This is a genomic window from Deinococcus alpinitundrae, from assembly GCF_009982895.1.
Classification (GTDB): Bacteria; Deinococcota; Deinococci; order Deinococcales; family Deinococcaceae; genus Deinococcus; species Deinococcus alpinitundrae.
In genome coordinates, this window is the sequence record NZ_WXZL01000004.1 from 246,932 (window position 1) to 272,792 (window position 25,861).

The 25,861-nt window shown below is 66.7% G+C and carries 29 protein-coding genes and 1 tRNA gene; 13 read left to right on the forward strand and 17 right to left on the reverse strand.

Translation table 11 applies throughout. The features are described 5' to 3' along the window. Window positions 1-155 precede the first annotated feature (155 nt). The 3 genes from GUI70_RS05655 to GUI70_RS05665 all read left to right on the forward strand — a co-directional run bounded on the left by GUI70_RS05655 (window position 156) and on the right by GUI70_RS05665 (window position 4,631). Window positions 156-1,067, forward strand: coding sequence for a sugar phosphate isomerase/epimerase family protein (locus GUI70_RS05655; protein WP_161881316.1), 912 nt, complete (start codon window positions 156-158; stop codon window positions 1,065-1,067). Further along, window positions 1,064-2,101 carry a Gfo/Idh/MocA family protein gene (locus GUI70_RS05660; protein ID WP_161881317.1) on the forward strand — a complete coding sequence of 346 codons (1,038 nt, stop codon included), beginning with the start codon at window positions 1,064-1,066 and terminating at the stop codon, window positions 2,099-2,101. The genes GUI70_RS05655 and GUI70_RS05660 overlap by 4 nt, the downstream gene beginning before the upstream one ends. 61 nt (window positions 2,102-2,162) lie before the next feature. Beyond that, a complete protein-coding gene (locus GUI70_RS05665; protein ID WP_161881318.1) occupies window positions 2,163-4,631 on the forward strand; it encodes a beta-mannosidase in 2,469 nt (822 codons plus the stop codon). A gap of 92 nt (window positions 4,632-4,723) precedes the next feature. On the opposite strand, the gene GUI70_RS24940 is transcribed toward GUI70_RS05665, so the two are convergent. The 8 genes from GUI70_RS24940 to GUI70_RS05705 all read right to left on the reverse strand — a co-directional run bounded on the left by GUI70_RS24940 (window position 4,724) and on the right by GUI70_RS05705 (window position 10,996). After that, complete coding sequence (locus GUI70_RS24940; RefSeq protein ID WP_161881319.1) at window positions 4,724-5,347, reverse strand: YbfB/YjiJ family MFS transporter; 624 nt, start codon at window positions 5,345-5,347, stop codon at window positions 4,724-4,726. Beyond that, complete coding sequence (locus GUI70_RS24945; protein WP_161881320.1) at window positions 5,263-5,931, reverse strand: YbfB/YjiJ family MFS transporter; 669 nt, start codon at window positions 5,929-5,931, stop codon at window positions 5,263-5,265. The genes GUI70_RS24940 and GUI70_RS24945 overlap by 85 nt, the downstream gene beginning before the upstream one ends. A 132-nt stretch (window positions 5,932-6,063) precedes the next feature. Continuing rightward, window positions 6,064-6,140, reverse strand: a tRNA-Ile gene (locus tag GUI70_RS05680). 92 nt (window positions 6,141-6,232) lie between these two features. Beyond that, the gene (gene argJ / locus GUI70_RS05685; protein ID WP_161881321.1) at window positions 6,233-7,387 is read right to left on the reverse strand and encodes a bifunctional glutamate N-acetyltransferase/amino-acid acetyltransferase ArgJ; all 1,155 of its coding nucleotides are present in this window, start codon (window positions 7,385-7,387) and stop codon (window positions 6,233-6,235) included. Window positions 7,388-7,425: 38 nt separating this feature from the next. Beyond that, the gene (locus tag GUI70_RS05690) at window positions 7,426-7,908 is read right to left on the reverse strand and encodes a hypothetical protein (RefSeq protein ID WP_161881322.1); all 483 of its coding nucleotides are present in this window, start codon (window positions 7,906-7,908) and stop codon (window positions 7,426-7,428) included. Window positions 7,909-8,060: 152 nt separating this feature from the next. Further along, window positions 8,061-8,840, reverse strand: a complete 780-nt coding sequence (gene surE, locus GUI70_RS05695) for a 5'/3'-nucleotidase SurE (protein WP_161881323.1) — start codon at window positions 8,838-8,840, stop codon at window positions 8,061-8,063. 10 nt (window positions 8,841-8,850) lie between these two features. Continuing rightward, complete coding sequence (locus GUI70_RS05700; RefSeq protein ID WP_161881324.1) at window positions 8,851-10,017, reverse strand: acyltransferase family protein; 1,167 nt, start codon at window positions 10,015-10,017, stop codon at window positions 8,851-8,853. 43 nt (window positions 10,018-10,060) lie between these two features. Then, complete coding sequence (locus GUI70_RS05705) at window positions 10,061-10,996, reverse strand: ROK family protein (protein WP_161881325.1); 936 nt, start codon at window positions 10,994-10,996, stop codon at window positions 10,061-10,063. A gap of 108 nt (window positions 10,997-11,104) precedes the next feature. On the opposite strand from GUI70_RS05705, the gene GUI70_RS05710 reads away from it, so the two are divergent. The 5 genes from GUI70_RS05710 to GUI70_RS05730 all read left to right on the forward strand — a co-directional run bounded on the left by GUI70_RS05710 (window position 11,105) and on the right by GUI70_RS05730 (window position 14,307). Next, window positions 11,105-11,800: an amino acid ABC transporter permease gene (locus GUI70_RS05710; RefSeq protein WP_161881326.1), complete on the forward strand. Its 696-nt coding sequence runs from the start codon at window positions 11,105-11,107 to the stop codon at window positions 11,798-11,800. Between the two features lie 121 nt (window positions 11,801-11,921). Then, window positions 11,922-12,398, forward strand: a complete 477-nt coding sequence (locus GUI70_RS05715) for a DinB family protein (RefSeq protein WP_161881327.1) — start codon at window positions 11,922-11,924, stop codon at window positions 12,396-12,398. Between the two features lie 55 nt (window positions 12,399-12,453). Further along, on the forward strand, window positions 12,454-13,314 hold the full coding sequence (locus tag GUI70_RS05720; RefSeq protein ID WP_161881328.1) for a helix-turn-helix domain-containing protein: 861 nt from the start codon (window positions 12,454-12,456) through the stop codon (window positions 13,312-13,314). A gap of 4 nt (window positions 13,315-13,318) precedes the next feature. Next, on the forward strand, window positions 13,319-14,005 hold the full coding sequence (locus GUI70_RS05725; protein WP_237724718.1) for an AzlC family ABC transporter permease: 687 nt from the start codon (window positions 13,319-13,321) through the stop codon (window positions 14,003-14,005). Then, window positions 14,002-14,307, forward strand: coding sequence for an AzlD domain-containing protein (locus GUI70_RS05730; RefSeq protein WP_272952833.1), 306 nt, complete (start codon window positions 14,002-14,004; stop codon window positions 14,305-14,307). Before GUI70_RS05725 ends, GUI70_RS05730 begins: the two co-directional genes overlap by 4 nt. 1 nt (window position 14,308) lies before the next feature. On the opposite strand, the gene GUI70_RS05735 is transcribed toward GUI70_RS05730, so the two are convergent. From GUI70_RS05735 to GUI70_RS05750, 4 genes are all read right to left on the reverse strand, one after another. Next, window positions 14,309-14,776 carry a DinB family protein gene (locus tag GUI70_RS05735; RefSeq protein WP_161881329.1) on the reverse strand — a complete coding sequence of 156 codons (468 nt, stop codon included), beginning with the start codon at window positions 14,774-14,776 and terminating at the stop codon, window positions 14,309-14,311. A gap of 34 nt (window positions 14,777-14,810) precedes the next feature. Next, window positions 14,811-15,224 (reverse strand): large conductance mechanosensitive channel protein MscL, encoded by a 414-nt coding sequence (mscL, locus tag GUI70_RS05740; protein WP_161881330.1) that lies wholly within the window; start codon window positions 15,222-15,224, stop codon window positions 14,811-14,813. A gap of 94 nt (window positions 15,225-15,318) precedes the next feature. After that, window positions 15,319-16,791, reverse strand: a complete 1,473-nt coding sequence (locus GUI70_RS05745; protein ID WP_237724719.1) for a DUF512 domain-containing protein — start codon at window positions 16,789-16,791, stop codon at window positions 15,319-15,321. A 141-nt stretch (window positions 16,792-16,932) separates the two neighbouring features. After that, entirely contained in the window at window positions 16,933-17,460 is a 528-nt protein-coding gene (locus GUI70_RS05750) for a DinB family protein (protein ID WP_161881331.1), read from the reverse strand. 207 nt (window positions 17,461-17,667) lie between these two features. Between GUI70_RS05750 and der the strand changes: the two genes are divergently transcribed. Further along, window positions 17,668-19,032: a ribosome biogenesis GTPase Der gene (gene der, locus GUI70_RS05755; protein ID WP_161881332.1), complete on the forward strand. Its 1,365-nt coding sequence runs from the start codon at window positions 17,668-17,670 to the stop codon at window positions 19,030-19,032. A gap of 52 nt (window positions 19,033-19,084) precedes the next feature. Beyond that, window positions 19,085-19,576 carry a hypothetical protein gene (locus GUI70_RS05760; protein WP_161881333.1) on the forward strand — a complete coding sequence of 164 codons (492 nt, stop codon included), beginning with the start codon at window positions 19,085-19,087 and terminating at the stop codon, window positions 19,574-19,576. Between the two features lie 107 nt (window positions 19,577-19,683). Here the strand turns inward: GUI70_RS05760 and GUI70_RS05765 are convergent, their stop codons facing one another. The 4 genes from GUI70_RS05765 to fabZ are packed head-to-tail and all read right to left on the reverse strand — an operon-like array spanning window position 19,684 to window position 23,793. Next, the gene (locus GUI70_RS05765; RefSeq protein WP_237724720.1) at window positions 19,684-21,003 is read right to left on the reverse strand and encodes a polysaccharide deacetylase family protein; all 1,320 of its coding nucleotides are present in this window, start codon (window positions 21,001-21,003) and stop codon (window positions 19,684-19,686) included. After that, window positions 21,000-22,145 (reverse strand): MGDG synthase family glycosyltransferase, encoded by a 1,146-nt coding sequence (locus GUI70_RS05770; protein ID WP_237724721.1) that lies wholly within the window; start codon window positions 22,143-22,145, stop codon window positions 21,000-21,002. Before GUI70_RS05770 ends, GUI70_RS05765 begins: the two co-directional genes overlap by 4 nt. Then, window positions 22,124-23,266 (reverse strand): LptF/LptG family permease, encoded by a 1,143-nt coding sequence (locus GUI70_RS05775; protein WP_161881334.1) that lies wholly within the window; start codon window positions 23,264-23,266, stop codon window positions 22,124-22,126. The genes GUI70_RS05770 and GUI70_RS05775 overlap by 22 nt, the downstream gene beginning before the upstream one ends. A 5-nt stretch (window positions 23,267-23,271) precedes the next feature. After that, complete coding sequence (gene fabZ / locus GUI70_RS05780) at window positions 23,272-23,793, reverse strand: 3-hydroxyacyl-ACP dehydratase FabZ (protein WP_161881335.1); 522 nt, start codon at window positions 23,791-23,793, stop codon at window positions 23,272-23,274. A gap of 83 nt (window positions 23,794-23,876) precedes the next feature. Between fabZ and GUI70_RS05785 the strand changes: the two genes are divergently transcribed. Both GUI70_RS05785 and GUI70_RS05790 read left to right on the forward strand, forming a co-directional pair. Next, complete coding sequence (locus GUI70_RS05785) at window positions 23,877-24,017, forward strand: hypothetical protein (RefSeq protein ID WP_161881336.1); 141 nt, start codon at window positions 23,877-23,879, stop codon at window positions 24,015-24,017. Window positions 24,018-24,028: 11 nt separating this feature from the next. Then, a complete protein-coding gene (locus GUI70_RS05790) occupies window positions 24,029-24,514 on the forward strand; it encodes an FKBP-type peptidyl-prolyl cis-trans isomerase (RefSeq protein ID WP_161881337.1) in 486 nt (161 codons plus the stop codon). Between the two features lie 61 nt (window positions 24,515-24,575). On the opposite strand, the gene GUI70_RS05795 is transcribed toward GUI70_RS05790, so the two are convergent. Further along, a complete protein-coding gene (locus tag GUI70_RS05795) occupies window positions 24,576-24,971 on the reverse strand; it encodes an FUN14 domain-containing protein (RefSeq protein WP_161881338.1) in 396 nt (131 codons plus the stop codon). 87 nt (window positions 24,972-25,058) lie between these two features. Between GUI70_RS05795 and GUI70_RS05800 the strand changes: the two genes are divergently transcribed. After that, window positions 25,059-25,634, forward strand: a complete 576-nt coding sequence (locus GUI70_RS05800) for an RNA polymerase sigma factor (RefSeq protein ID WP_161881339.1) — start codon at window positions 25,059-25,061, stop codon at window positions 25,632-25,634. Window positions 25,635-25,861 lie beyond the last annotated feature (227 nt).

Consider the following 25,861-nt stretch of genomic DNA (forward strand, 5'->3'; position numbering starts at 1 on the left):
GCCTGCGCCGGATTCGGTTTCTTCACGCAGGCACGGCAGACTTGACGGCGGGCGGTCAAAAGGACTACGGTGCTCCTTGATCCTACTCTTTAGTAAAAAACATTTCGAGCGCTGAGCAGGTGCAGGACGCTACCGCACAGGGAGAGAGCAAAGACATGCACGACATCCGCATCGGAACATTGGTGGAAGGAAGATACGCCGCACAGGTCCTGCCTCAGATCGTGCCGCACGGCTTCGAGAGCTTCAGCCTCACCTTCTGGCAGACGACCGGCACCACCGACCTGGCCGAAACGGCGCGGCGGGTGCGCGACATCACCGAATCGAGCGGCACCAGCATCTCCTGCCTGGAAATCTTCGGCAATCCACTGACCGCCCAGGGCGACGACGCCGACACCCTGGCGAGCTGGGAGCGACTGATCGACCACGCCCAGCTGTTCGGCACCGATCTGGTCGGCGGCTTCACCGGAAGGCTGCCGGGAACGCTCGACGCCTCGCTGCCGCGCTATGCCGAGGTGTTCGGCGAACTCTCGCGCCGCGCGGCCGATCAGGGCGTGCGGCTGTGCTTCGAGAATTGCGCCATGGACGGCAACTGGCAGGCCGGAGGCTGGAACATCGCCCACGGCCCTGCCGCCTGGGACGCCATGTGGAACGCGTTGCCCGCCGAGAACATCGGGCTGGAGTGGGAGCCGTGCCATCAGCTGGTGGGCCTGATCGACCCGCTGCCGCAGCTACGCAAGTGGGCCAGTCGGGTCTTTCATGTTCATGGCAAGGACGCCACCATCGCCTGGGACGTGATCCGCGAGTCGGGGATTCACGGCCAGCGGCCCTATGTGTGGCACCGCACCCCTGGTTTCGGCGACACCAACTGGACTGACGTGATCAGCATCCTGCGCCAGAGCGGCTACGCGGGCGACATCAACATCGAGGGCTTTCACGATCCGGTCTACCGGGGCGAACTGGAAATGACCGGCCAGGTTCACGCGCTGAACCACCTCAAGGACTGCCGGGGCGGCGGGTTCGTGCCGAATCCGGTGATCAGCGGACCTGAAGTGGCCGGGCCGGTATGATCCGGGCCGCTGATCCGAAGTTCCGCATCGCGCTGGTGGGCTGCGGCAGCATGGCCAACACCTGGGTGGGCTACGCCCTTCAGCGGGAGGACGCTGCACTGGTCGCACTGGTCGATCTCAACGAGGCCACCGCGCAAGCATTGGCGGCTCAGCATCAACTGGGCGGCGTTCCCATCTTTGGTGACGTCTCGGACGCCATTCGGTCCAGCGGGGCCAATCTGGTGTTCGACGTGACCGTTCCCGAGGCGCACGAGTCGGTGACCCTGGCGGCCCTAAAGGCAGGCTGCGACGTGTTCGGCGAGAAACCGCTGGCCGCCGGGATGGCGCAGGCCCGCCGGATGGTCGCCGCCGCTGAGCAGACCGGACGCACCTACGCCGTGATGCAGAATCGGCGCTACCTGCCGCAGATGCACGCCCTGCGCGAACTGGTGCGCGGCAGCATCGGCACGCCGGGCTTGACCACCGCCAACTTTTTTATCGGGGCACATTTCGGCGGCTTCCGGGACGCGATGGCCAGCCCACTGCTGCTCGATATGGCGATTCACACCTTCGACCAGGCCCGCTTCATCCTGGGACGTGACCCGGTATCCGTGTATTGCCAGGAATTCAACCCGCCAGGATCATGGTACGCGGGCGCGGCGGCGGCGGTGTGCGTCTTCGAATTTGAGGGCGGACAGGTCTTCAGCTACAACGGCTCGTGGTGCGCCGAGGGGGCACCGACCTCCTGGGAAGCCGAGTGGCGGGTGATGGGCAGCGCCGGAACGGCCCTCTGGGACGGTACCCACGCGCCCCACGCCGAGGTGGTAACCGGTGCCGGGCAAGCAGGCCTCCTGCGCGACTTCCGGCGGGTGGAGGCCAGCACGCCGCGCAACGCTCCCGGCCCCGAGGGGCATTTCGGTTGCCTGAACGAGATGTTCGCCGCCCTGAGCGAGAAGCGCCTTCCCGAAACCGATTGCCGCGACAACATCAAGAGCCTGGGGATGGTCTTCGGGGCGGTGGAGAGTGCCCAGCACGGCAAGAAAGTGATGCTCTGAAGACCGGTCTGCTCCGCTCAAGCCGCCGCTACCCGTTCTCTCCCCCATTTCAGGAGTCGCCATGACCCATACGCTTTCCCTGCACACCGGCTGGCAGTTCAAGGCCCGAGACTCCCACAGCTCTCTGGGTGACGATTTTGCCGCCGACACCGGTTGGGCCGCCGCCAGCGTGCCCGGCACGGTGCATCAGGACCTGCTCTCGGCGGGCCGCATTCCCGATCCCAACTTCGGCCTCAACGAGTTGGACGTGCAGTGGGTGGGCGAAACCGACTGGCTCTACCGGCTGGACTTCGACGCGCCCGCGCTGAAATCCGGTGAGCAGGCCGACCTGTACTTTGGTGGGCTGGACACCTTCGCGCAGGTGTGGCTCAACGGCGTGCTGCTTCTGGAGAGCGAGAACATGTTCGTGCCGAGCCGGGTGGCGGCGGCGGGCCAGCTTCGCGAGGGGGCCAACGAACTGCGGGTCTGCTTCGCCTCGGCCCTGCGGCGGGGGCAGGAAATCGAAGCCGAACTCGGCAAACGCTGGCTCTGGAACGGCGATTCCAGCCGCCTGTATGTCCGCAAGGCGCAGTACCACTACGGCTGGGACTGGGGACCGGTGCTGATGACGGCGGGACTGTGGCGCAGCGTGCGGCTGGAAATCTACGCCGCCCGGCTCGACGACCTGGCCTGCGCCGTATCGGTGTCGGAAGAATTGAAACGCGCCGAATTTCCGGTCAGCGTGGGAGTGAAAGGCAAGCTCGAAGGCAACGTGATGCTGGAATTGCTGGGACCGGACGGAGCGGCGGTGGCCTCGCAGACCTTGCCCGCCGCCGAAACCATCGCCCACACCTTCCGCGTGGACAGTCCCGCCATATGGTGGCCCGCCGGACACGGTGAGCAGCCGCTCTACACCGTCCGGGCCAGTTTGGACGGCGCGGGCAGCTCGGCGCTTCGGGTCGGCGTGCGGACCCTCAAGCTGGTGCAGGAACCGGTCGCAGGCGAGGAGGGCACCTCCTTTTTCTTCGAGGTCAACGGCACGCCCATCTTCTGCGGCGGGGCCAACTGGATTCCCGACGACAACTTTCTGCCGCGCATCACCCCGGAGCGCTACCGCACCCGATTGACGCAGGCCAGGGACGCGCACATGGTCATGATCCGGGTGTGGGGCGGCGGCATCTACGAGGACGACACCTTCTACGACGCTTGCGACGAGCTGGGGCTGCTGATCTGGCAGGACTTCATGTTCGCCTGCGGCATGTATCCGGCCCACGCCGAATTCCAGGCCAGCGTGAAGGAGGAGGCCGAGGTCGCCGTCAAGCGCCTGCGCCACCACGCTTGCCTGGCCCTCTGGTGCGGCAACAACGAGGATTACCAGATCGCCAGTTCGGTGGGGGCCTACGGGCCGGGCGGTGACGAGCGCAGGTTCGACGCCCTGTCGACCTACGAGGTGCTGCTGCCGGAAGTCTGCGCCCGGCTGGATCCAGCCACCCCATACTGGCCCGGCAGCGCTTACGGCGGCCCCGATTCCACTGCGCAGACGGTGGGCGACCGCCACACCTGGGACGTGTGGCACAGCGCAATGGCCCCCTACCAGGACTATCCGAAATACGAGGGCCGATTTATCAGCGAGTTCGGGATGCAGTCGCTGCCGTCGCTGGCCTTGCTCGAAAGCGTCGCCGCGCCGCAGGAGCGCTTCCCGGCCAGCCGCACGCTGGAGCACCACAACAAGGCCGGCGACGGGCCGCGCCGCCTGAACGTCTACCTCGGCGACACCGTGCCTCTCCCCGCCGATCTGCCGGGCTACGTCTACGCCTCGCACCTGGTGCAGGCCGAGGCGATGCTCAGCGCCTACCGGGGCTGGCGGCGGCGCTGGGGCCGGGCGGGCAAGCGGGCGGTGTCCGGCGCACTGGTGTGGCAGCTCAACGACTGCTGGCCGGTCACGAGCTGGGCCGTCATCGATTCGTCGGGCCAGGCCAAACCCGCCTACTACGCCATCAAGCGGGCGCTGACGCCGATCAGCATCGGGCTGGCGCTGACGGAGGGTGGGGCGCAGGTGTGGGCGGTCAACGGGACGGGTACGGTCGAGCACCTGACCCTGGACCTCCGCGCCCTGACGCTGGACGGTCAGACGCTGAGCGCCGATACCCGCGAAGTGAAGTTGGCGGCCAACGAAGTGACCGAGTTGGGGCAGTTTGCCGCCGAACACGGCGCGGCCTCCACCCTCTTCGCCGCCACCCTGTGCCGGGGCAGCCAGCTGATCAGCCGCGAGGTGCGCTGGCCCGAGCCGTTCAAGTACCTGACCTTCCCCGACCCTGGCCTGAAGGTAGAAACGGCTGGCCCGAACGCGCTGAGCCTGAGCGTGACCCGCCCTGCCAAGGGGGTCTGGCTGGAGTCGGCTCCGGACACCCTCTGGGACGACAATATGCTTGACCTGCTGCCCGGCGAGACGCGGGTGATCGGGGTTCAGAATCTGAATCCGGCCCGCCTGAGCGTCCGCTGGCTGGGCGCGGAAGAAACGGTGAAAGTGGGTGAATATGAGCGGGCTTGAAGTCACCTCACCGGAGAGGAGGACAGCCTGTGCTCAATCCTCTGCCCACAACCGGGTTGCCGGAAACCGCCCGACCTGGCCGCTTCAGCCGCTCAGGCCCGCGCTTCCACGGGCCGCTGACTGAAAGCCACGCCCGCGCCCAGCAGCAGCGCCGCCGAGAGGCCCAGCCCCAGCCGCAGACCGCCCGCGCCCTGGTCGGCCAACGCGCCGGTCAGCAGCGGTCCCAGGCTCTGAAACAGCGCGAAGGTCACAGTATAGGTGGCCACGCCCGCGCCCCACACCGCCGGGGGCAGGCTCTGGCGCACCAGGGTGGTCGTCGAGGCCACCACCGAGAGATTGGCCAGTCCGAATAGCGTCGCCGACAGGGCCGCGACCCAGGGCGTGGTGCTCAGGGCAGGCAGCGCCGCCCCGATGCCCATCAGCGCCATCAGCAGGCCCATGCTGCGCCCGCCCCAGCGCCGGGAGAGCAGGCGGCTCCACACCAGCGGGGCCACCACGCCGGCCAGACCCAGCAGGGTCCAGAACAGCGTGATCAGGCCCGCTCCGGCCCCCTGACCGCGCAGGTAGCTGACCGAGAAGGTGGTGTAGGCGACGTAGCCGAGTCCGGCGGCGGCATACGCCAGCAGCGACCTCAGCAGGGGACGGACCTGCGAGAAGTGAATGGAAGCGCTGCCCTGCACCTGCGCCGAGGTGTCCCGGGCGGCGGCCCAGGCCACACCCAGCCCCAGCAGCGACACGCCCCCAGGGCCAGCCAGCCGGATGACCAGTGGCCCAGGGTCAGCAGCGGCGGCAGGCCAAGCCCGGTCAGGAAGACGCCCAGGCCCGCTCCGGCATAAAACAGCCCCAGCACCGCTCCGGCCTGGCGCGCGGGAGCGTCGGACGCCACCTGGGCCACCAGCAGCCCCCCCGAGGTGAAGGTCACGGCCCCGCCCAGACCCGTCAGAAAGCGCATGACGATCAACCAGCGCAGATCGCCGCTGAGGGCGGTGAAGCCCAGCGTCAGGGCGGTGCCGAGCAGTGAGAACAGGAAGGCGGCGCGCGCCCCGCTGCGGCGCATGACTGCCGGGGCCAGCAGCGCGCCCAGCAGGTAACCCAGCCCGTTGGCGGTGTTCATGGCCCCGGCCTGGGTGTAGCTCCAGTGCAGTGATGAGCGCATGGGCGGCAGCAGCAGCGCGTAGGCAAAGCGCCCGAAGCCCAGCGCGACGGCGGGGCCGACAGCCAGGCCCGCCGCCGTCAGCAGCGGCGCGGCCCGGGGAGCCTGGCCAGAGGGCGTTCCCGGTGCGGGGTCAGGTGAAGTCACCCGGCCAGCATAGCCCTGCGGGCAGCGCGGCGGCCCATCGTCTTCGGCGTGTCCGAAGAGGCCGCTCCACAGGCTCCAGGCAGGAAAAAATTCAAAGAAAAAGCCCGCTTCCAGACGGAAAACGGACTTGGCTGGTGCGGATGCCCAGACTTGAACTGGGGACCTCACGCTTATCAGGCGTGCGCTCTAACCAACTGAGCTACACCCGCGCACCGGCTCAGGCGGCCAAAACACAGGCCCGCACAAGCGGTAGGTAGCTTATCAGCGGCCCTCCGAGCTGTCAAGGCACCGAACCCTGCGCTCAGGTCGTGTACTCGGCGTTGATCCGCACATACTCGGCGCTGAGATCACAACCCCAGGCTTCGCCCTTCGCGGAACCCACCGCCAGATCAATCTCGAACACGACCTCGTCGGTGTTCATGGCCCTGGAAACCGCCACAGCGTCGTACTTGAGCGGCTGGGCATGAAACACCGGCACGCCCTGCACACCCACCCGCAGGTTGTCGAGGTTGAGCCTGGCCCCGCTGCGGCCCAGCGCCATGATGACCCGGCCCCAGTTGGGATCGCGGCCATGCACCGCACTCTTGAGCAGCGGACTCGCGGCGCAGGTGCGGGCCGCCAGGAGCGCATCGGGCTCGCTGCCTGCACCCGTCACCTTGACGGTCAGCAGGGTAGTCGCCCCCTCGCCGTCGCGGGCAATTTCGCGAGCCAGGTCGCGCATGACCTCTTCGAGGGCTTGCAAAAACTCGGCGGTGTCGGCGGCCCCGCTCGCCGAGTTGCACAGCACCGCCGCCATGTCGTTGGTGGAGGTGTCACCGTCCACCGTCACGGCGTTGAAGGTGCGGGCCACGATGGCCGGGAACGCCGCCCGCAACGCCGACTGGTCGATGGCCGCGTCGCTGTAGACAAACGAGAACATGGTCGCCATGTCCGGGTGAATCATGCCGCTGCCTTTGGCCACGCCCACCAGCCGTTGCCCCCCGCGGAGGGTGCGCTCGGCGATTTTGGGGCGGGTGTCGGTGGTCATGATGGCCTGGGCGTGAAGGTCCACGTCGTTTTGCACACTGTCTGCCAGGCGCGGCACTCCGGCCCGGACCTTTTCCATCGGCAGGCGGTGGCCGATGATGCCGGTGGAGGCAGTCAGCACGCTCTCAGGACTCACACTCAGGGCAGCGGCGAGCAGCTGCCCCAGTTCGGCGTCGTCTGCCGCGCCGCCCGCCCCGGTGGCGGCGTTGGCGTTGCCCGCGTTGACCAGCACGGCCCGCAGCGGCAACCCCGCGTCGTAGAGCTGCCGGGCACGGCCCACACTGGCGGCGGCAGCGGCGCTGCGGGTCCCCGCAAAGGCCCACGCGCACGGCGAGGCCGAGACGACGGCTGTAAGGTCGGTCTTGCCGCTGGGTTTGATTCCGGCCGCCAGGGCCGCCGCCTGAAAGCCGGTGGGAAGGAGCGTGGTCATGGTTCCGAGTTTACCGCGCCCGGGTGGGCCGGGCCGGTCTACTGCTGCTGCTGCAAGGGGAACTGGAGTTCCACCGGCTTGCCCTTGCCATAGCGGCAGCCGAACGGTACCGTCTGCGCCGGATAGCCCTCGCGGCTGAGTTTGACCTGGCTGACCATCTCCCAGCCGGGCGTGCGGGGCGGCGGGGTGGTGGCGTTGGCCGCCGGAGCCTGCAAAATCCCCTCAGTGACGCTGCTCACGATGTCACGGGCGTTGTAAGACGCGCCAATGGCCGCACCGCCGGGCTGCTTGGCAAAGTCGTTGAGCTTATTGTTCAGCTCATCTTTGCAGAACTCGATGAACTTGTACTTGCTGATGCCGTTGGCCTCGGCGTTGCTGTAGAGCGGATTGCTGCGAACGGCCAGCAGCGTGACGAAGGCCAGCAGCGCCACGCTGAGAATGATCGCCAGCCACAGCAGCGTGCGGCCCACCGCGCCGTGCCCGTGCTTGTTGTGCTGGTTGGAAGAGGGATAGGGATTCATGCTGCTGCCCAGCATAGCGCGGCGGCTGAGGACAGATGTTGTCCAGCTTGCGGTTCAGGCGCGGCGGCCCGAGAGCAGCCTTCGGGAACCCTCAGCATTCTGAAACCCGTCCGCACCGCGTCGCCACAACCGTCCACCTACCAAAAGAATGCTCAAGCTTCCGGCAAATACCCCGCCACCTCGTCCATCAGATCGCGGGCGGTCAGTTCCAGGCGAATCGGCGTGACGCTGACATAGCCGTCCTCCACCGCGCCGAAGTCGGTGTCGTCGGCGTATTCGGCGCGCGGCTTGCCCGACACCCAGTGGTACTCGCGGCCCTCGGGGTCCAGCCGGGTCACCAGGGTGTCCTCATAGCGGTGATCGGAGAGCCGGGTCACGCGCGCACCCTTGATGATCGGCGGAATATTGACGTTCAGGAAGGTGCGCGGCGGCAGCCCGCGTTCAAGCACCTGCTCGACCAGTTTGGCGGCGTACTCGGCTCCAGGGCCGAAAGAGTACTCGCCCCCGTTGCTGATCTGGCTCAGCGAAATCGAGGGCACGCCCAGCGAGACGCCCTCGATGGCCGCTGCCACAGTGCCGGAGTGGGTCAGGTCGTCGCCCATGTTGGCCCCCAGGTTGATGCCGCTGACCACCATATCGGGGCGGCCCAGCAGATTGATGCCCAGCACCACGCAGTCGGCAGGCGTGCCGTCGACCCGGTAGGCCGGAATCTCGCCGAAGCCCGCCGCCGCCGTGTGCTTGAACCTCAACGGGCGGCGAAAGGTGATGCCGTGCCCGACGCCGCTCTGCTCCACATCGGGAGCGACGACCAACACGTCGGCGACACGGGCAATCGCCAGCGCCAGTGCCTTGATACCGGGCGAGAAAATCCCGTCGTCATTGGCGACCAGGACGCGCTTGCGGGCGGATTGGGAGGCGGTGGAAGAAGTCATGGCCGTCAGGTTAGCGCGGCTGGGTCAGGGAAACGCCCGCTTCGGCTGGCTGAGAAGGTAGGGCACTTGGGCTGCTTGTCAGTCGGCGGCCCATCTGCATGGCGGGGCGCTCCACCCAGCGGTGGTATAGCCCGGCGAGCAGTAGGGTCAGAGGCAGGGTGAGCATCATGACAACCCACACTGGGAACCATGCGAGCCGCACCATCACCGTCAGTACCAGAGTATGCAGCAGGTAGACGCTGAACGAGACCTGCCCCAGCCAGCGCAGCGGCGCGAGCAGCAGCATCTGGCGCAGGGTGGGCCAGCCCAGGGCCAGCACCACCAGCAGGGCTGCGCCGGCAATAATGGACAAATCGGTGGCCGAGCGCTGAACCTCGGTGTTCGCCGGATAAACCAGCCAGGAGAAGATCGCCAGCACCCCGGCTAGGGCCAGCAACAGGCCGTTGAATGCACTGGAATGTTGCGCCGCCCAGCTTCTCAGATGGGTGTGAAAGCGGGCCAGCAGCGCCCCGGTCACGAACATCGGCAAAAATTCGACGATGCGCGGCAGGGTGTCGCCCGTGAGGTGAAAAGCCAGCAGACTGCTCGCGCCGCTCATCAACACAGCCATCCACAGCTTCTGCCGGGCGATCAGCACCACCAGCGGCAGCAGAAGGCTCAGCCATAGCTCGTATTTCAGCGTCCAGACCACCGGGATGAAGGCGCTGCCGAACTGATCCATCTGACCGAGCATCAGTAGGTGCTCCAGAAAGGCCCTCGGCCCCGCCTCTACCCAGATGGAATTGAACCAAGTACTGACTTGCGGCAGCGGCGAATTGCCCAGCAGCGCACCCGCCAGATATGCCAGCGCCACCACCGGCACGAACGGCACCCAGATGCGCCAGATGCGCCGCACGATGAAGGCCTCCATCTTCAGCGACCTGCCTTCCCAGACGCCCAGGGTCAGCACAAAGCCTGACAGCACGAAAAAGAGTACCACCGCTTCATATCCGGCCCAGACAAGATGCAGCGGTGTGAACGTCAGCCCCCGGACCCACTCCACCGCCGTCGCCGGATTGTAGGGATAAATCAGCGGTGAGGTCAGCAGGCAGTGGTGAACGACCACCACGCAAGCCGCCAGACCACGCAGACTTTCCAGTTCGGGGTAACGCGGTTTGGCGGGTACGGAAGCGGTCATACCTCAGCTTAGCGGCCCTGGTCTTGCCGGCGTCCGAAGGCCCTCAGCCGCCGAACGCCGAGAGGGCTGCGCCGATCACGCCCGCGTCTCCGGCGAGCTGGGCGCGGCGGATCACCACCGGAGCAAAGGCCGCGCCGTATTCCTGGGCCGCTCTGTTGACGTTCTCGAAGAAGTAGTCGCCCACCGCCGCCACGCCGCCGCCGATCACGAAGACTTCCGGGTCGAGCAGTTTCTGGATGTCGGCAATCGCCACACCGATGTGCTTCATGGCCTGCTCGACGACGCGCCGGGCCTGCGGGTTGCCGGTTTGGGCCAGGGCGAAGGCCTCGGCGGTGCTTACCTCACGGTTGAGGGCGTAGCTGGCGTCACGGGCAATCGCCGTGCCGCTGGCGACCGCTTCGAGCGCACCGTCGAGGCCTGCACCGCTCACCGGGCCGCCCGGCAACACCGTGACGTGGCCGAATTCGCCCGCCACGCCGTTGAAGCCGCGCCAGATCTGGCCACCCAGGACAATACCGCTGCCGATACCCGTCGACACGGTGATATAGACGCTGCTCGACGTTCCCCGCGCCGCGCCCAGTACGGCCTCGGCCAACGCGGCGGCCTTGGCGTCGTTTTCCAGCACCACCGTCTGGTTCAGGCGCTCGCTCAGGCCCTCGACCAGCGGCACGTCGGTAAAGCCGTAGATGTTCGGCGCGAACTTGACGCCCGTGCGGTCCGCCGTCAGCGGCCCCGGCACGCCGATGCCCACCAGTACGGCGTCCGGGTGGGCGTTTTGCAACAAGCGAATCTGCGCGGCAACGGCGTCGAGAACGGCAGGCCAGCCGGTTTCAGGGGTGGGCTGCACGTGGCGGTCTAAGAGTTCTTCGCCGCGCAGCACGCCCACGGCAATCTTGGTGCCGCCCACGTCCACGCCGATGCTGACACGCTGCGCCTGGGCCGTCTGGGTCGAAAGAAATTGAACTTGTTGTGTGGTCATGGGTGCTCCAGTTTAACTTGGGGCAGTTTACCCCGTGGCGCTGGCCTGCCCCGTTGTCGTCTGGACCGCCGGGCACACGGCGCTGCCCAGTCGGTAGACTGCTGGGCGATGGCCGATCTCCTCGAAGGCTTCAGAACGATTTTCTCGGGCGACTACCCGAGTTTGCTGCTTCAGGGCCTGGAACTGACCCTGGCGGTCAGCCTCTCGGCGCTGCTGGTCAGCGTGGTGCTGGGCACACTGCTGGGTCTGCTGCGGTTTTTTCGGCTGCCGCTGCTGGGGGCGCTGGGCAACGCTTACGTGGACGTGGTGCGCGGCATTCCGCTGATCGTGCTGCTGAGCGTGGTGTATTACGGTCTGCCTACCCTGGGCCTGACATTGCCGAGCTTCCCGGCGGCGGTGACAGCGCTGGGCCTGTACTCGGCGGCCTACACCTCGGAAATCGTGCGCGGCGGCCTGAGCAGCGTGCCGGTGGGTCAGATTGAGGCGGGCCGCAGCCTGGGCCTGAGCCGCGCCCAGGCGGTGCGGCATGTGGTGCTGCCGCAGGCCTGGCGGGTGGCCTTGCCCGCGCTGGGCAACGAGTTCATCTCGCTGATTCTGGGCAGCAGTCTGGCGAGCGCCGTCACGCTGCAAGAGCTGTTCTCGCAGGGGCGCTACATCACCAACGCCACCTACCGCCAATTCGAGGTCTACGCCGTGCTGGCCGTGATGTATTTTGTGCTGACCTTTGCGCTCACGCGGGTGGTGCGCTGGCTGGAGCGGCGCTTCTCACGCGGCGAGGCGCTGCCTGAGCGGCGGGTGATCTGAGTGAAGTGTTCGGTCAGCGGTGCGCGGCACCCAGGGCAAACGACACGAGCAGGTCCAGAGAGCTGGCGTTCGCAAGAGATCCAGATGTACGGTTCTTTAACCCACAGTTCAAGGAGGCAGCATGGCCGATGTCTGGCGTTTTCTCTTTCTCGACGGCGAGTTCGCACCGCGTGCTTTTATCCTGGCAGGGCTGACGCTTGAGCAAGTCGGCAGCCGTCCCGGCGCAGCCACGCACAGCATCTACGAGGAGCTGTGGCACACCGTCGACTGGCAAAAGATCGTGCTGGAGCGCGACGAGCTCGCCCTCCAGCACTGGGAGGAGAACGTCAGCTTTCCCCCCGGCCCCGCTCCCGAAAACGAGGCGGCCTGGCAGGAATTGGTGGAGTCGTTTCTGGCGCTTTCGGAACGCGCTGTCGAACTCGCCCAGGATGAAGCCTGGCTCCAGAGCGAGGAAGGCGCGGACAATCCAGGCTTCACCTGGCGAAACGCGCTCGAACAGCTCGCCGTCCACAACGCCTATCACCTGGGCAAGATCGTCATGTTGCGGCAGTTTTTGGGCTGCTGGAAGCCGCGCCTCACCCACGACGGATCTCAGTAACACGAACACTTCGCGCGGCGTTTCCGGCCCTCCCCCGCAGCGGCGGGTGGGCTGAGTGGGGGAATGGGCCGAGTATCATCTGGCGCGGCCTTTCGGCATCGAGCTGCTCGACGCCCGCTACGTGACGCATTCGTTCATGCCGCACGCGCATCAGGGATTCGCGCTGGGCGTGATTCTGGACGGAGCCGAGCAATTCCGCTACCGGGGCCAGAGCGTGACCGCGCCGGGCGGCAGCGTGGTGGTCGTTGCCCCGGGCGAAACCCACACCGGGCACGCCGCGCACCCGTCGGGCTGGGTCTACCGCATGGCGTATCCGGCGGCCCACTGGCTCGAGGAAGCGCATGAAGCGCTGGGCGGGCGCGGTCTGCCGGAGTTCGGCGGCAGCGTGCTGGACGACGTGGCGCTAGCACACCGCCTGAGCGCGGCACTGGGCGCGCTGCACGACGACACCGACCCGCTGAGGGCCGAAACCCTGTGGCGCGGGACACTCGAAGCGCTGGTGCTCCGTCACGGCAGGGCACCTACACACCGGGCCGAGCGCCGTGAGCGCCGGGCCGTCGCCGAGGCGCGGGCCATGCTGGACGCCGACCCGGCGGGGGCGCTGAGTCTCAGCGGGCTGGCCGCCGCTGTGGGCCTGACACCGAGCGTGCTCTCGCGCAGCTTCCGGGCCGAGGTGGGCCTCGCGCCGCACGCCTACCGTTCGGGGTTGCGTGTGGCGCGGGCGCGCACGCTGCTGCTTGACGGTGAACGCCTGGCCGACATTGCGCTCCACACCGGGTTTGCCGACCAAGCGCACTTCTCGCGGGTGTTCAAGCGCGTCGTGGGCGTGTCGCCTGGCCATATTCAACAACGGGTCCATCAGCAGCGCCCCGGCAAAAACATACAAGACACCTCCGCTCTCCGTTCGTTACCCTGAGCAGGTGACCACCGCCGCCTCCAGCCCCTCTTTTTCCTCCGGCTTCCGGGCCATCGTGCCGCTGTGGCTGGGCGTGGCCCCCTTTGCCGTCGCCTACGCGGTCACGGCCAAGGCCAGCGGCCTAAGCCTCTTTGAGACGCAGTGGATGAGCCTGAGCGTGTTCGCGGGCGCGTCGCAGTTCGCCGCCGCTGGCCTGTTCGGGCAGGGGGCCGCGCCAATCAGCATCATCGCCACCACCGCCGTGCTGAACGTGCGCCATCTGCTCTACGGCCTAAGCCTGGCGCAGAAAGTGCCGCTGACGGTGGGCCAGCGCCTGCTCGCCGCCCAGTTTCTGACCGACGAGGCCTACGGCATCAGCATCAGCGCGCCGGGGCTGAACCTGGCGTATCTGCTCGGCGCGGAGCTGAGCCTCTACACCGTCTGGAACGTCTTTACCCTGCTCGGCAGCTTGATCGGCGCGCTGGTGCCCGACCCTGAGAAGCTGGGGGTGGGCATCGTGTTTCCGCTGGCGTTTCTGGGACTGCTGATTCCGCAGCTCGTCGGGCGCGTGCCACTGATCGTGGCCGCCCTCTCGGGCCTGCTGGCCTGGGGGCTGTCGAGAGTGCTGCCCGGCGGCGTGGTGGTGCTGGCCACCGGCATCCTCGGCGCGCTGGCCGGAGCTTGGCTCAGCACCCGCTCGGAGCGGGCGTGAGCACCGCGCTCCCGGTTCTGCTCACCTTGCTGGGCATGTGGGCGGTGACTTACGCCGCCCGGCTGTCGGGCCTGAGCCTGGGCCACCTGAGACTTTCTGCGTTCTGGCTGGCTTTTCTGCGCTTCGTGCCGATCAGCGTGTTCGCCGCCCTGATCGTGCCGGACGTGGTGAACAGCGCCGACTGGCCCCGGCAGCTGCTGGCCTGCGCGGTGGCCACCCTACTGCTGTGGCGCACCCGGTCGCTGGCCTGGGGGATCGTGGGGGGATTTACAGTGTACTGGCTGCTGCGCCAGGTCAGCTGATCTAACCCAGCTTGACGAAGAACGGCGGCTGAATCTCTAGCATCCGGGCCATCAGCCAGGCCTGACCCTTGTGGTGCGCCTCGTGATTGACGATGAAGTCCATCAGCGCGCCGATGGGCATCTCGCGGCCACCGAAGGCCGGAATGCGCCGGTCGAAGTCCTCGTCGCTCATCCCAGCGAGCAGCTGCGCCGTCTGCTCGGCGCTCTCACCCAGCCGCTGCCGGGCGGCCGCCAGATCGGCGCTTCCCGCAGCGGCGGGCGCGGGCTTCTCACCGCGCAGCATGGCGGGCAGGCGGCCCACCGACGCCGACAGATGATCGGCCAGCTCGACGAAGCTCATCCCGCCTTCCCAGGCTTTGAAATCGCCCCGGTCGTCCGGCACGGCGGCGTAGAGCTCCTGCAAAGCGGCGCGGTGCATCTGGAAAGCGGCGGCGTACTGCTGGCTGCGGGCAGACGGGTTGCTGGTCATGACCGCATGATAGCCGCCCGGCTAAGCACCCGGTTTAAAGGGGCCGCTGCCTGAGTGCGTCGCGAATCTCGGCCAGCAGCTTCTCCTCGTTGCTGACCTCGGCCACGGGGGTTTTTTCCTGACGTCTGAAGCGGTCGGCGAGGGTATTCATCGGCAACACCACCACGAAGTAGATGACGGCAGCCGTCAGCAGAAAGCCGATCACGGCAGTCAGGAACGAACCGTAATCGATCACCAGCGGCGGAATGTTCAGGCCGTCCACCACCGAGGGTGGCCTCAGCTCCCAAGTTCCGGCCACCTTGCCGCCACCCACCAACCGGATCAGCGGATCGAGAAACGATTTGGTGAAGGCCGTCACGACGCCGCCGAACGCCGCGCCCATCACCACGCCCACCGCCAGATCGACAACGTTGCCGCGCAACAAGAACCTCTGAAATCCGCTCAGCATGGTGCGATTTTTACACTCCCGGCAAATCTACTCAATCCAGGCCAGCTGCGCTTGTCTAGATCTGACGTGAAATTTTCGACCTCACAGTGTTCGCTCAGCTCTGGAACGGTTCGTTGGAGCGCGCATTCTCCTTGGCGGCGTGGGCGCTCATGCCGAACTGCGGCCCGCTGCTCTGGGCGTCGTCCAGAATCACGCGGGCCAGCTCGCCCAGGGTGCTGCCGCCGGGTTTGACCGCCATCTTCAGCACCCCGCTCAGCTCGGTCAGGCTGGTGTTGTCGATCATCAGTTCGGTGCCGTAGCGCAGCGTGGTGGGCGGCACGATCAGCAGATCGGCCTCGCCGCTCTGAATGGCCGAACGGAAGCAACGCCCGGTCAGCAATCCCGCCACCGTCGTCACCTTGCCGAAAGTCACGTTCTCGATGGCGCGCACCTCGATGTCCAGCCCTTCGATGGCCCGCAGCGGCTCCACCGCCAGATCGAGCGATTCGGCAAACAGCACACCCGTTCCCAGAATCACCTTGCGCGGGGTGGGCAGGCTTTTGGGCAGGGCAGGCAGCCCCTCATTGAGAAAATCGCGGATCATGCCGACGCCGTTTTCCAGCATCGGAAAGCCCTCGTACTCGTCCTCGCTGGGCAGGGCCTCACCCGCCAGCAGGTACAGCTCGTCGCTGGGGAAGATGAAACGGGTGCCGCGCTCGGCCAGCATCTTCTTGCGCCAGACGTTGGCCCGCTTGAGGATGTCGCGGGCCTCCTCTTTATTGAAGGTCCGCACATCCGGCAGGTTGGTGCGGTGGTCGGTCAGACCGATCGGCACCACCGCCGCCGAGATCACGTTGGGGCGCGAGGTCAGGTAGTCGAGTGTCTCGTCGAAGTGGTCGCCGTCGTTGCGGCCCGGCACCAGCACGATCTGGGTATAGAGGTCGATGCTGCTCAGACGCTCGATCATGCCCTGAATCTGTGTGGCCTGCTGGTCCTTGACCTTCAGTTTCCACCATTTCATCATGTCCTGACGCAGTTCCTGATTGGACGAATGCACCGAAACGTACAGCGGCGAGAGGTTCTCGTCGAGAATCCGGTTGATGTCGCCCTCGGTGAGGTTGGTCAGCGTAACGAACGAGCCGTACAGAAACGACAGGCGGTAATCGTCGTCCATGATGTAGAGGCTCTTGCGAAATCCGCGCGGCATCTGGTGGACGTAGCAGAAGTCGCATTTGTTGGCGCACTTCTTGATGCCGTCGAACAGCACTTCCTCGAATTCCAGGCCGGGGTCTTCCCACTCCACATCGAACAGGAAGGTCTGGGCCTGGGTGTCGGCCTTCACCTTGTGGTGGTCTTGCGGCGTGGCGAAGAACGGCAACACCACCGGGCGGGTGATTTCCAGCGTGGCCTTGCCCTGCGAGAGCAGGTGGCGGTAGGCCAGCACATCGGTCACGGCCTGCCCGTTGACGCGCAGCAGTTGGTCGCCGGGGCGCACGCCCGCCCGCTCGGCAGGACTGCCGACTTCCACCGACTTGATCGGCGCGGGAAACACTTCTTCTGCGGGAGGGGAAAACAATGTGGCCGTCAAGTGCAACTCCTTGTGGCGGGCCACCGCTGCCGCCACGCCCACTGCCGATCCTTGGGCTGGTGAGGGCGGGCTGACCCCAAACGCGCTAGTTTAACAGACGGGGCCGCAGACGTTGGGAAGGCGGGGCACGGTTGGCCCCATTCAGCGCTCCAATGTGCTCCGTTCCCGGTAAAACCTGATCAGATCGGTGTTCGGCGCAGCGTGCCCGAGCTGGCGCAACAGCGTCACGACCTGCCCCCGGTGGTAGGAAGCGTGGTTGATCATGTGACGCAGCGCCTCGTCCACCCGGCTGACCATCGCCTCGCCCTGCAAATTGGTGTAGTGCAGCTGTTGACCGGGCCGCAGGGCCGCCGCAAATGCGCGGCGCTCGTTCAGCTGAACCGACCAGAGGGGCCACAACTCAGGCCGGGTGGGCAACGCCGAGGGGGCGAGGAGTGCGGGCGGCCTCTCCCCTTTCAGCCGCGCCGTCCAGATCAGGTCGGTGCTGTAGAGGTGCGCGAGGGTGCCCAACACGCCGCCGTGGCTGCTGCCGAGGTCGCGCTCGTACTCCCCGGCGCTCAGCGCAGCCAGCGCTTCCAGAATATAGGCCGTGGCCCAGGCTGGTAATCGAGCAGCGTCAGCAGGTCGTCCATGATCATCAAGTCTGGGCTTTTCCCGCGTTCCGCGCACGGCGACCCCGTGCTCCGCGTCACCTCACAAACCGTTGCGTCTAGAACCGCTATCCTATTTTGCTCCGCGTTCCCTTTTGCCTCAAGGTGAAAGCAACGAACGCCCGAAAACGCGCACACTCAGCAACTGAGGGCACCAAGCGCATCATATCGGCGCATTTCCGGCACGACTCCGCCGGAAACGCGACACCGCAAAGGAGAGTCAGCTATGCATAAAGTCGCTATTGTGGGCCGCCCCAACGTGGGCAAGTCCAGTCTGTTCAACCGCCTGGTGGGCCGCCGTGAGGCCGTCGTCGCCGATTTTCCTGGGGTCACCCGCGACGCCAAGGAAGGGCTGATGATGTACCAGAACCACCGCATCATCCTGATCGACACCGGCGGGTTGTGGAGCGGAGACGAGTGGGAGCAGGCCATCCGCGAGAAGGCCGAGTGGGCCATGGAAGGCGCGCAGAGCGTCATCTTCGTGACCGACCCGCGAGAAGGTCTGACCACCGCCGACTACGAAGTGGCCGACTGGCTGCGCAAACTCGGCAAGCCGGTGATTATCGCCGCCAACAAGATCGACTCGCCCAAGCACGAGACCTACCTGGCCGAACTGTGGGGCCTGGGCTTCGGCGACCCGGTGGCGCTGAGCGCCGAGCACGCGCGCGGCCTGGACGACCTGCTCGACCGGGTGATGGAACACATGCCCGAGGACACCGAGGACGTGCCGGACATCGCGCCGATTCGCATTTCGTTTATCGGGCGGCCCAACGTGGGCAAGTCGAGCCTGCTCAACGCCCTGACCGGTTCGGAGCGCGTGATCGTGGCCGACCAGCCCGGCACCACCCGCGACTCGGTGGACGTGGAGTGGGACTACGCCGGGCAGCGCTTCGTGCTGGTCGACACGGCGGGCATTCGTAAGCGGCCCGACACCAGCATCGAAGAGTACGCCATCGAGCGCTCCAAAACTGCCATCGAACGCAGCGACGTGATCTGGCTGGTGGTCAACGCCGACGCCATCGGCGACCACGAACTCAAGCTCGCCAACCTGTCGTATGACAGCGGCAAACCGGTGATCGTGGTGGTCAACAAGTGGGATCTGATTCCCGACGAGGACCTCAAGCACACCGAGCGCGAGCTGAATGAAAAGCTGCACCACATCGCCTACGCGCCGCGCGTCTACACCTCGGCCACCAATGACTACGGGATTCACGACATGCTCGCCGAGGCCATGAAGCTGTATGAAAAGTGGCAAAGCCGCGTGCCGACCAGCGAACTCAACCGCTGGCTGGGCATCTGGACCATGAAGCAGCGCGTGCCGAACTTCCACGGCAAGCCGCTGCGGATGTACTTCATGACCCAGGTCGAAACCGCGCCGCCGACCTTCGCGATGTTTTGCAACCGCGCCGAGTTCGTGACCCGGGCCTACGAGGGCTACCTGATGAATCGCATCCGCGAGGACCTGGGCATGGCGGGCGTGCCGGTGCGTCTCAAGTGGAAGGAAAAGGGACCGTACAAGCGCGGCAAGGGCGGAGATGATGACACTGAGGAAACCCCCGCCCCCAAATCCGGCCGAGCGGCTAAAACGTAAGCTCAAGACCTGTTTCATCCTGGACTGGAGCAAGCGTGGGAAGGTAGCAACCATGCCAACCATTCGACTCAGCTCACGCAAGGCCTTGCTCGTCGCCAGCACGCTGCTGGTGGCCGGACCACTCCAGCAGGCCCAGGCTAGCGTCTACGAAAAGGCCACCTTCGCCCTCCACCTGGGTGCGGCGTATTACGCCTTCAACACCTGGGTCTGGAAGCCTTACCGTCAGTACAAGTTCAAAGTCGGTGCGCCGGGGCAGAAGGCCAACATCGCCAAAGCGGGATTGGCGCTGCTGTTCTCGGCTTATCAGGTCAATTCGGCCATCAAGATGACCCAGCACACCAACGACCCCTTCCTCAAGTCCATTGGCGGGCTGCTACCCAACTTCAGCAAATCGCTGACCTCAGTGGGCAACAGCCTCAAGAACGGAAACTTCGACGAGCAGGGCATTCAGGACCTCAACAAGGCGGCGACCACGCTCCTGAACACGGCCGAGAGCCAGGGGCACCCCATCCGCCCAATCGCGGTACCAATTCCCGGTTTGTAGTGGTCTTCAACCGTGTACAGAGCGCTCCTCAATAGGGAGCGCTTTTTTGGCGTACTGCTTATGTGTGCCAACACTTCAAGCAAAGCGCCCTCCAGACAGCCAGCCGATCAGCGAGATCGCCGCGCCGATTCCTGGGCTTGAGGCTTGCCGAGTTCAGCGGGTCCGGGTGCGGGGCCACCCTCGGCTTGATCTTTGCCTTTCCCGGCGAAGCGGGCCAGGAAATCGTCCAGCCCCATTATGCTCAGGCGGGCGCTGGGCGCGTGCCGGGCGGTGCCGTAGGCGCGGCGCAGCAGCGTGCCCCAGCGGGTCAGCCGCCGGGTCTCGGCAGGCGGCAACTCACGGGTTTCGAAGCCGAACATGGCCGCCAGCGAGGCCAGCGTGCCGAGCGTGTAAATGGCCTCGGCCGCCCGCCAGTCGGGGCGGCGCAGGATCTCGTCGGCCAGCCACGGCAAATCCCAGGCGATGGCCCGGCGCATGCCGCGCTTGACGCCGAAATCAACCATGTGGTCGCTGCGGACGTGCAGGTCAAGCACCTTCGCGCCCTTCTCCATGACCTGCCCGCTTTTGAGCACAATCGGTCCCGAGGGCAAGCTCAGCACGCCTACCCGGAAGGCATTGTCGGCCCGCCCCGCCACCGGCTCAATGTGGCCCAGTCGGTCGAACAGTTGATCAGTCAGGCGTGAGAGGCGGCGCGGCAGATCGGCGCGGCCCAGCGGTGCGAGGCCCGGCAGGGTACCGAGCGTGTGAAAGCTGTAGCCGCGCAAGCTGAGTTCGGCCAGTAGCCCCGGCAGGGCAGGCACGGTGTTGACCGCGCCGGGTCCAGCATCGTGCATCACGATCACCGCGCCGGGGGCGGCCAGCGCCAGCACCCGCGCCGTGACCGACTGGGGAGTGGACGCTGGGTGCCAGTCGCGGGCCTCCACACTCCAGTGTGCTCCCTCCAGTCCGGCCCAGCGCTGACCAATCAGCGTGGCGAGGCGGTACGCGCCGTGAGGCGGGCGGTGCAGGCGCGGCCGCACGCCGGTGACGTGGGCGAGCCGCGCCGCGCCGCGCGGCACATCCAGCAACGCCCCCCAGGGACTGCGCAGCCAGGGATGCACATGCTTGAGGGCATGCAGCTCGATCTGGTGGCCTTCCTCCTGCATCCGGGCGATCAGCCCCGGGTGGGCCTCGGCCTGCGTCACCAGCACGAAGAAAGTGGCCCGCGCGCCCGCCGCCGCCAGGGCGTCCAGTACGGCGGGGGTGGTCAGCGGGTCAGGGCCGTCGTCGAAGGTGAGGGCCAGGTCGTAATGGTGTCGTCGGCCCTCGCGGCGCAGCCCCAGCCCCAGCGTCTGCACCAGCAGGTACGGCAGCCCAATGGAAGCGGTAAGCGCGAGCGCGCCCAAGGCCAGTCCCCCGCGCCAGCCGGGGCGGGGTGCCCGCCTCAAGCTTGCCGCCGCTCGAAGGCGCTCAGGATGGCCCGCGCCGCCAAACTGGCCGCGTCCGGCACGCCCAGGTGGGCGGCTCCAGCACTCAGGCGGGCATGTTCTGCCGGTTCCAGCGCGCGCAGCACCGCCGGGCGCACCTCGGCCAGTTGCCGGGTCCAGATGGCCGCGTGGCCGCGCACCAGATAGTCGGCATTGTATTCCTCCTGACCGGGAATCGGGTCGTAGATGACCATCGGCACGCCCAGGGTGGTCGCCTCGGCCACCGTCAGGCCGCCCGCCTTGCCCACCACCAGATCGGAGGCGGCCAGCAGTTCGGGAAAGTCGTTGGTAAAGCCCAGCCGGTGAATGGTGGCCCCGCCCAGCTGCTGCACGCGGACCACCCCCGCTTGACCGCCGCCCAGGACCAGCACCTGCACAGGGCGGCCCAGCCCGCCAAGTTCATGCAGCACTTTTTCCAGACTGCGGTAAGTGCCCTGCCCGCCGCCCGACATCAGCAGCAGCGGCACGTCCGGCAGCAGGCCGCGTGCCCGGCGCAGCGCCGCCTTGTCCGCGCCGATCAGCTCACGGTAGCGCGGATGAATCGGGATGCCGGTGACGACGACCCGCGACTCGGGAATGCCGCGCTCCACCATCTGCCGTCCGGTCTCCGGGGTGGGCACCAGCACCAGATCGACCTCGGGACGCACCCAGTGCTGATGCACCCGGTAATCCGTGACGACCAGTACGTTCAGGAAATCGAGGTGCTCGCGCTCGCGCAGGTGGCCCGCCACCGCCGCCGGGGTGGGATACGAGCTGACCACCACCTGCGGCTGGTAACTCAGCAGTTCGCGCCTCAGGCCCCGGCGACCCATCCATTTGTAGGTGTCGCGGATGGTTTTCGGCTCGGTTTCGCGGTCGGTGAAGCGGTAGTACCAGCGGTAGGTTTCGGGACTGTGGCGCAGCCAGGCCAGGTAAGTGCCCAGCACGATGCTGCGCTCGTACGTGCGCAGGTGGCGCAGAAAGTCGGTCTGACGGGCCTCGGTGGCGGGTTGCAGATCATGTAGTGCCGCGCCCACCGCCTCGTTGGCTTGGTGGTGTCCGCTACCGAACGACGCCGAGAGAATCAGGGTTCGCACAGCGCTTAGGCCCGCCTCAGCAGCCACAGCCCCACCACGAAGAACACCAGATTGGCCAGCCACACGCCGACCTCACTGAGCGCCACGCTCTGACCCGCGACGGTGAGGCCCACGAAGAACAGCAGGTAGTAGACCAGCGAAATCAGTAAGGCGCTGCCCAGCGCCACGCCCAGGCTGCGCCCGAAACGCAGGGCGAACGGCAGCGCCATGAGCGCCAGCACCAGATTGCCGAACGGCAGCGAGAGCTTGCGGTTAAGGGTCAGCCGTGCCGCGTCGCGCTCGGCCTGCGGCACGTTGGGGGCCGTCAGCGAGGTGATGAGTTGCGGCCAGCCCTGGGCGTCCGCGCCGATGGCGTCGGCGTACTTGGCCAGCGTCTCGGCGCGCGACAGCCCGGTATCGAGTGTCAGCACGGCGGCAGGGTCACTCGAAGACTGCACCGCCGGAAACACCGCCTGCACCGCCGCGCGGAAGGCCGCCGGATTGCTGTCGGGCACCGCGCCCAACGCCTGCACCCCGGCGTAATTGACGGTGTAGATCTGGTAATTTTTCAGCTTGATCTGGTTGCCGGTAAAGGTGCCGCTCTGGGCGAAGATGATGGTGCCCTGCTGGGCGTTGCTAGGCGACCACTGCTCGATGCGCACCCCGTTCATCTGCTGGGTTTTGGTGTCGTAGCTGCCGGGACTGAGCAGCAGCCGGTTGCCCAGATCGAGCGTCTTGCCGCTGAGGGTGCTCAGGCCCGCGCCGGTCAGGGCGTCCCAATACAGGCTGCGGGTGGCGACATTGGCGACGGGCGCGGCCCACAGCGACAGCCACAGCGACAGCGCCGTGACCAGCAGCGCGATGACGGCTGCTGGGCGGGCCAGGCGCCCCAGCGAGACGCCGCCGGACTGCACCGCCACCAGTTCGCGCTCGGTGGCCATGCGCCCGAAGGCCACCACCACCATCAAGACGACGGCCATCGGGAAGATCTTGACCAGGGTATCGGGCACCTGGTAACCGATCCAGCGCACGATCAGGCCGATGGGCGCGCCGACGACGAACTGCGAGCTGATAAAGAAATACCCGAAACTCAGCACGGCAGTAAACATCACGATACCGGCCAGCAGCGGGGGAAGCAGTTCACGGGTGACGTAGCGGGTCAGACGCATCGGCGCTACTCGGTATCCCTCGGCTGGGAAGTGAGTGGCTGGGAGGAGGGCGGCGTGGCCGCAGCGCGGGCGGCGGGCGGCACGGCGAACAAAATCTCGGCCTCGGCCACCACCTGCCCGTCCACCTCGGCGCGGCAGATGGTCTTGCCCAGCCCCCGGCGGGCATACTCCAGCCGGGCGTGCAGGTGCAATTGGTCGCCCGGCACCACCTTGCGCTTGAACCGCGCGGCGTCCACCCCGGCCAGGTAGGCGACGGTGCCCGCTGCCAGCGGCAGACAGAACATGCTGGTCTGCGCCAGCGCCTCAATAATCAGCACGCCGGGCATCACTGGCTCACCGGGAAAATGCCCGGCGAAAAACGGCTCGCCGATGCTGACATTCTTGAGGGCGTGGGCCGCGCCGTCGCCGCGCGACAGCACCCGGTCGACCAGCACGAAGGGAAAGCGGTGCGGCAACGTGTTCAGAATGTCCTGAATCCCCAGGGCGGACGGCGGCTCGGTAGGGGGGGCAGGGTGGGCGTCGGTCATGCTCGTCTCGTCTCCTCATGGCGGGGGGGGCCAGCTCTAACCAGTCAAGCGGCCTACCCCACCTGGCCTGCGTATGCTAACACGTGGGGTTTGACGAAAGGACGGCCCGCCCCGGCAGCCGCGTCCCGGCCACCATCGTGCTGCCAAAGTCGCCGCTGCTGGAGTATTCTGGTGCCCGAATCATCAGCCGTGACCGGACGCCGCGCGCAGCCGCGCCGTCTTGAGAGGAGAGAACATGAACATCAGCGAAAACAAAGTCGTCGAAATCGAATACACCCTGACCGTCAACGGCGAGGTCGTGGACCAGAGCGAGAGCGGCGAGCCGCTGACCTACCTGCAGGGCCACGGCAACATCATCCCCGGGCTGGAGCAGGCCCTCGACGGCCACGCAGCGGGCGACCAGCTGCAAGTCACGGTGCAGCCGGAAGACGGCTACGGCGAGCGCGACGAGGAAGCCATTCAGATCATCGCCCGAGAGGACTTCGACGACGACATCGAGGTGGGGGCCACCTACTTCGCCCAGGCCGAAGACGGCAGCGTGACGCCCTTTACCGTGGTCTCACTGGAAGGCGACGACGTGACGGTGGACTTCAATCCGCCGCTGGCCGGTGAGGTGCTGAACTTCGACGTGACCGTCAAGAGCGTGCGCGACGCCACCCCCGACGAACTGGAGCACGGTCACGCCCACGGCGACGATGCCCACGAGGACGACGACTTCTAGCCCCACGCCCCAGCAAGAAAGCCGCTCCCCTGGCGTTCGGGAGCGGCTTTTCTCGCGGCGCTCAGCGCCGCCGCAGCCCAAGGAGCAGCCCGACCACGAACGCGCCGCCGAACGGCAGGTCGTGGGTCAGCACGCCCGACAGCCAGGTCCAGACGGTCTTGCCGCTGTCTTGCAGCCAGGGACCGCTGAGCGTCTCCAGCCGCAGCCAGTTGACGCTCACCAGCCCGAAATACGAGAGCAGTTGAATCGCCACGAACAGCAGACCGACGATCAGCAGGGCGATTTTGCCGACCACCCGCACGGCGTAGCCCGCCGCGAAGCCCAGCAATGCGCCCAGCGAGAGCGGCGGCAGCAGGGGCACAATGGCCTGCGAGAGGGTGTGGGCCAGCGAGGCGTCGGGCGCGGAAACCCCCGAAGTCGGCACATTGGGGAGGGCGGCAGGCGAACCGGAAGACATTCGCGCATGCTAGCGGCCAGGGCCAAGCAGTGCCGTCATTCAAAAGTGAGACGCCCCGGCAGCAAGCAGGCGGTATCCTGACCGGTGATGAGCCTGCCCGAAGACGTGATCGACGCTGCCCTGCTTCACCAGTTGGAGAGTGGTGACGAGGCGGCCTGGCACGCCCTGATCTCGCTCTACGAGCGCCGGATGTACGCCTACCTCTACCGTCTGGAAGGCCACGCCGAGGACGCCCTCGATCTGACCCAGGATGTGTTTTACCGGGCTTGGCGCTCGATTCACACTTTCCGGGCCGGTGAGCGGGCGCTGCCGTGGCTCTACCAGATCGCCCGCAACACCCAGATCGAAAAGCACCGCCGCAAGCAACTCGGGCGCTTCTCGCTGGAAGAAGCCCAGGACGAGGTGGGCTTCGAGGTGGTCAGCGCCTCGCGCAGCCCGGTGCAGCAAGCCGAGAGTGCCCAGAGCCAGGACCGGGTACAGCGCGCCCTGATGCAGCTCGCACCCGAATACCGCGAGGCGGTGGTGCTGCGGTTCGTCGAGGACCTGCCCTACGACGACATCGCCCGTATTCAGGGGGTAGCGCTCGGCACCGCCAAGAGCCGGGTCTTCAGGGCCAAGGAGCAGCTCGCCGGGCTGCTGGAGAGTGTCAGCGACCTGCACTGATCCAAACGCCGATCAAGCGGGCAGGCGTCCTCAAGGGCGTCCGCGAGGAAGAGCAGGACAGTCCTGCGGACGTGAAGGAGACAACCCGGTTCCTTTCCAATTCGGAGACGAAACAAACCGGATTCCCTCTAGTAGTCCGTCAAGAAGGATTTGATGGAATTTTCGGGTAGAGGCAGGGCAGCTTTCGGCGGGCATCGTCGGTGGTGAACCGCCACTTCACGCCCACC

Coding starts and splice junctions, on each gene's coding strand:
- GUI70_RS05655 (WP_161881316.1), top strand. CDS start 156: ATGCACGACATCCGCATCGGAACATTGGTGGAAGGAAGATACGCCGCA.
- GUI70_RS05660 (WP_161881317.1), top strand. CDS start 1,064: ATGATCCGGGCCGCTGATCCGAAGTTCCGCATCGCGCTGGTGGGCTGC.
- GUI70_RS05665 (WP_161881318.1), top strand. CDS start 2,163: ATGACCCATACGCTTTCCCTGCACACCGGCTGGCAGTTCAAGGCCCGA.
- argJ (WP_161881321.1), bottom strand. CDS start 7,387: ATGACCACGCTCCTTCCCACCGGCTTTCAGGCGGCGGCCCTGGCGGCC.
- GUI70_RS05690 (WP_161881322.1), bottom strand. CDS start 7,908: ATGAATCCCTATCCCTCTTCCAACCAGCACAACAAGCACGGGCACGGC.
- surE (WP_161881323.1), bottom strand. CDS start 8,840: ATGACTTCTTCCACCGCCTCCCAATCCGCCCGCAAGCGCGTCCTGGTC.
- GUI70_RS05700 (WP_161881324.1), bottom strand. CDS start 10,017: ATGACCGCTTCCGTACCCGCCAAACCGCGTTACCCCGAACTGGAAAGT.
- GUI70_RS05705 (WP_161881325.1), bottom strand. CDS start 10,996: ATGACCACACAACAAGTTCAATTTCTTTCGACCCAGACGGCCCAGGCG.
- GUI70_RS05710 (WP_161881326.1), top strand. CDS start 11,105: ATGGCCGATCTCCTCGAAGGCTTCAGAACGATTTTCTCGGGCGACTAC.
- GUI70_RS05715 (WP_161881327.1), top strand. CDS start 11,922: ATGGCCGATGTCTGGCGTTTTCTCTTTCTCGACGGCGAGTTCGCACCG.
- GUI70_RS05735 (WP_161881329.1), bottom strand. CDS start 14,776: ATGACCAGCAACCCGTCTGCCCGCAGCCAGCAGTACGCCGCCGCTTTC.
- mscL (WP_161881330.1), bottom strand. CDS start 15,224: ATGCTGAGCGGATTTCAGAGGTTCTTGTTGCGCGGCAACGTTGTCGAT.
- der (WP_161881332.1), top strand. CDS start 17,668: ATGCATAAAGTCGCTATTGTGGGCCGCCCCAACGTGGGCAAGTCCAGT.
- GUI70_RS05760 (WP_161881333.1), top strand. CDS start 19,085: ATGCCAACCATTCGACTCAGCTCACGCAAGGCCTTGCTCGTCGCCAGC.
- GUI70_RS05775 (WP_161881334.1), bottom strand. CDS start 23,266: ATGCGTCTGACCCGCTACGTCACCCGTGAACTGCTTCCCCCGCTGCTG.
- fabZ (WP_161881335.1), bottom strand. CDS start 23,793: ATGACCGACGCCCACCCTGCCCCCCCTACCGAGCCGCCGTCCGCCCTG.
- GUI70_RS05790 (WP_161881337.1), top strand. CDS start 24,029: ATGAACATCAGCGAAAACAAAGTCGTCGAAATCGAATACACCCTGACC.
- GUI70_RS05795 (WP_161881338.1), bottom strand. CDS start 24,971: ATGTCTTCCGGTTCGCCTGCCGCCCTCCCCAATGTGCCGACTTCGGGG.
- GUI70_RS05800 (WP_161881339.1), top strand. CDS start 25,059: ATGAGCCTGCCCGAAGACGTGATCGACGCTGCCCTGCTTCACCAGTTG.